Genomic DNA, 2,698 nt, shown 5'->3' on the forward strand with positions numbered 1-2,698 from the left:
GCCGCCTTTCCGTGCCGGTGCTGCCGCCGGAAGCCCCCGCGCCGGAGTACGGCCTGCGGGTGCGCTGCGGTGCCCATGTCTTGCGACTGGACGTGGGGCCGGGGTTGCCGCTGGGGCTGCACCCGGCGCTGGCGCAGGCCGATGCCGATGTCCCCCTGCCTGAAGAAGTACGACTGGCGGTGGTGGAACTGCTGGCCGCGCCGCTGGCGGAGGCGCTGGGGCGTTTTCTGGGCACGTCGGTGACGTGTGAAGCCCTTGCCGGTGACCGTGACGCCGAGGCCGCGCAACCTGCCTGGGACCTGCCCTGCCGGGTGGGCCTGCTGCTGGAGGTGCCCGGCGATGACGGCGGGCACACGCCCGTGCCCCTGACCCTGCATCTTTCCGACGCCGCGTCGGCCATGCTGGCCGAACAGTGCCTGCGCCTGCCGCAGCGGCACGAGGCGCGCGGCCACCTGCCGGTTGACGTCGTGGTGGAGGCCGGGCGCATGTGCCTTGCAGCCGCAGAACTGGCCGACCTTGCCCCCGGCGACATCCTGCTGCCCGACGACTATCCGGCCCACCGGGGCCGTCTGACCCTTGCCGTTACGGACCCCGCCGGTCCGGCCCAGGCCAAGACTCCGAGCCCGGCCCCGACCCTGACCGTGCCGTGCGCCGTGGCCGATGGCCGGGCCACCGTGCTGGACATCGTGCGCAACGACGCAACCCCCATGGAGACCACCATGTCTGATACCACGCCCGCCCCACAGCCCGACGGCGTCCCGGCGGCGGATGCCGCGCCCGTGGCGGAAGGTTCCGCAGCTGCAGCCGCAGCGCCAGAAGCGCAAGGGGCCTCTGCGGCTGCCGCATCGCCCATCGACGTGAACGCCCTTGGCGTGACCGTGGTGTTCGAACTGGAGCGCCGCCCCATGACCGTGGGCGACCTTGCCGCGCTGGCCCCCGGCTACACCTTTGCCCTGGGGGCCGACCCGCTGGGCCCGGTCACCCTGACAGTGGGCGGCAGGGCCGTGGGCACGGGCCGCCTGGTGGACCTTGGCGGCACGCTGGGCGTGCAGGTGCTGCGCATGGGCCAGGCTGGGGAGGGTGACAGGCCGTGACCGGCACCATGCCGCTCTATTACATAGGGGGCATGGCGCTGCTGGGGCTTGCGCCGTTCTTCCTGATGATGGTGACCTCCTACGTGAAGATCGTGGTGGTCACCTCGCTGGTGCGCAACGCCCTGGGCGTGCAGCAGGTGCCGCCCGCCATGGTCATGAACGGCCTGGCCATCATCCTCAGCATCTTCATCATGGCCCCCATGGTGGAAAGCACCCTGGACATCCTGAAGACGGTTCGGGTGAGCGAACAGCCGGAGCCGCGCGAGGTGGTGGAACTGCTGGACAGGGCCTCGCCGCCCCTGCGCGACTTTCTTTCGCGCAACGCCGACGACAAGGTCATCACCGCCTTCATGGGCACGGCCAAGCGCATCTGGCCCAAGGAACGGCACGACACCATCCGGCGCGAGAACCTGCTCATCCTGGTGCCCGCCTTCACCATTTCCGAACTGACCAAGGCCTTCCAGATAGGCTTTCTGCTGTACCTGCCCTTCGTGGCCATAGACCTGATCATTTCCAACATCCTGCTGGCCATGGGCATGATGATGGTTTCGCCCATGACCATCTCGCTGCCCTTCAAGCTGCTGCTGTTCGTCACCCTGGACGGGTGGCTGAAGATCAGCCAGGGGCTGCTGCTCAGCTACAAGTAACCGGCGCCAGCGCGCCATACGGAGCACCGATGCAACATACCAGCACCGACCGGGACGGGGTGACCGTTCTTGCCTTTTCGGGCCGCATGGACGCCACCACCGTGGCCGCCTTCGACGAGGCGTGGCGCGCTCGGCTGGAGGCCGGGGCCAACCGCCTGGTCATCGACATGGGCGGCATAGAGTACATCAGCTCGGCGGGCCTGCGCGGCATCCTCGGCCTGCTCAAGGCCTGCAAGTCGGGCGGGGTGGGGCTGGCCTTCTGCGGTATAGGCGAGATGGTGGGCGAGGTGTTTCGCATCTCCGGCTTCACGGGGATGCTGTCCATCCACCCGACGGCGGATGCCGCCGTGGCCGCCCTGGCCTAGGCGCGGAGGCTCGCATGGCCACGCTTTCGGTTCCGGCCAGCCTTGAGCAACTGGGGGCCGTCAACGAGTTCATCGCCGGGCAGATTCCCGAAGGGCTGGCCGCGCTGCTGCCGCAGGTGGAACTGGCGGCGGAGGAACTGCTGGTCAACGTGTTCAGCTACGCCTACCCCGGGGAGCCGGGAAAGGCCGAGGTGGGTTGCCGCATGGTGCGCCTGGATGGCGTTCCGTTCTTCTGCCTGGCCGTGCGCGACTGGGGCGCGCCCTTCGACCCGTTCAGCGAGGCGCCGGAACCGGACACCGCGCTGGGCGTGGCGGACAGGCCCATCGGCGGGCTGGGCGTGCACCTCATCAAGTCCATGGTGCGGCACTACAGCTACAGCTACCATGACGCATCCAACTGCATCGAACTCTACTTCGCCCTGCCCGAATGACGCGCTGGGCGAAGGGTCCGGCGCCTTCGGGACCGGACGCGCGCCCGCCCTTGCGGCGGCCCTCTTGCTTGCGGCCCTGCTGCTTGCGGGCATACCCGTGGCGGCGGCAGATCCGGCTGCGCCCGTCGCGTCGGGCATCCTGCTGGAGGAAGTGACAACCT

The 2,698-nt window shown here is 69.3% G+C and carries 4 protein-coding genes; all 4 read left to right on the forward strand.

Annotation, left to right across the window (positions count from 1 at the left end; all coding sequences use genetic code 11):
* Window positions 1-1,094 (forward strand): type III secretion system cytoplasmic ring protein SctQ (gene sctQ / locus FVW20_RS12085; protein WP_196609811.1); only part of this gene is annotated, 1,094 nt, incomplete at its 5' end.
* Window positions 1,091-1,741 (forward strand): type III secretion system export apparatus subunit SctR, encoded by a 651-nt coding sequence (gene sctR / locus FVW20_RS12090; RefSeq protein ID WP_307831512.1) that lies wholly within the window; start codon window positions 1,091-1,093, stop codon window positions 1,739-1,741. The genes sctQ and sctR, both read left to right, overlap by 4 nt.
* Window positions 1,742-1,770: 29 nt before the next feature.
* Window positions 1,771-2,106, forward strand: a complete 336-nt coding sequence (locus FVW20_RS12095) for an STAS domain-containing protein (RefSeq protein WP_196609812.1) — start codon at window positions 1,771-1,773, stop codon at window positions 2,104-2,106.
* A 14-nt stretch (window positions 2,107-2,120) separates the two neighbouring features.
* The gene (locus FVW20_RS12100; protein ID WP_196609813.1) at window positions 2,121-2,537 is read left to right on the forward strand and encodes an ATP-binding protein; all 417 of its coding nucleotides are present in this window, start codon (window positions 2,121-2,123) and stop codon (window positions 2,535-2,537) included.
* The last annotated feature ends 161 nt before the right edge of the window (window positions 2,538-2,698 follow it).

Origin of the sequence: Nitratidesulfovibrio oxamicus (assembly GCF_015731765.1) — a bacterium.
Classification (GTDB): domain Bacteria; phylum Desulfobacterota; class Desulfovibrionia; order Desulfovibrionales; family Desulfovibrionaceae; genus Cupidesulfovibrio; species Cupidesulfovibrio oxamicus.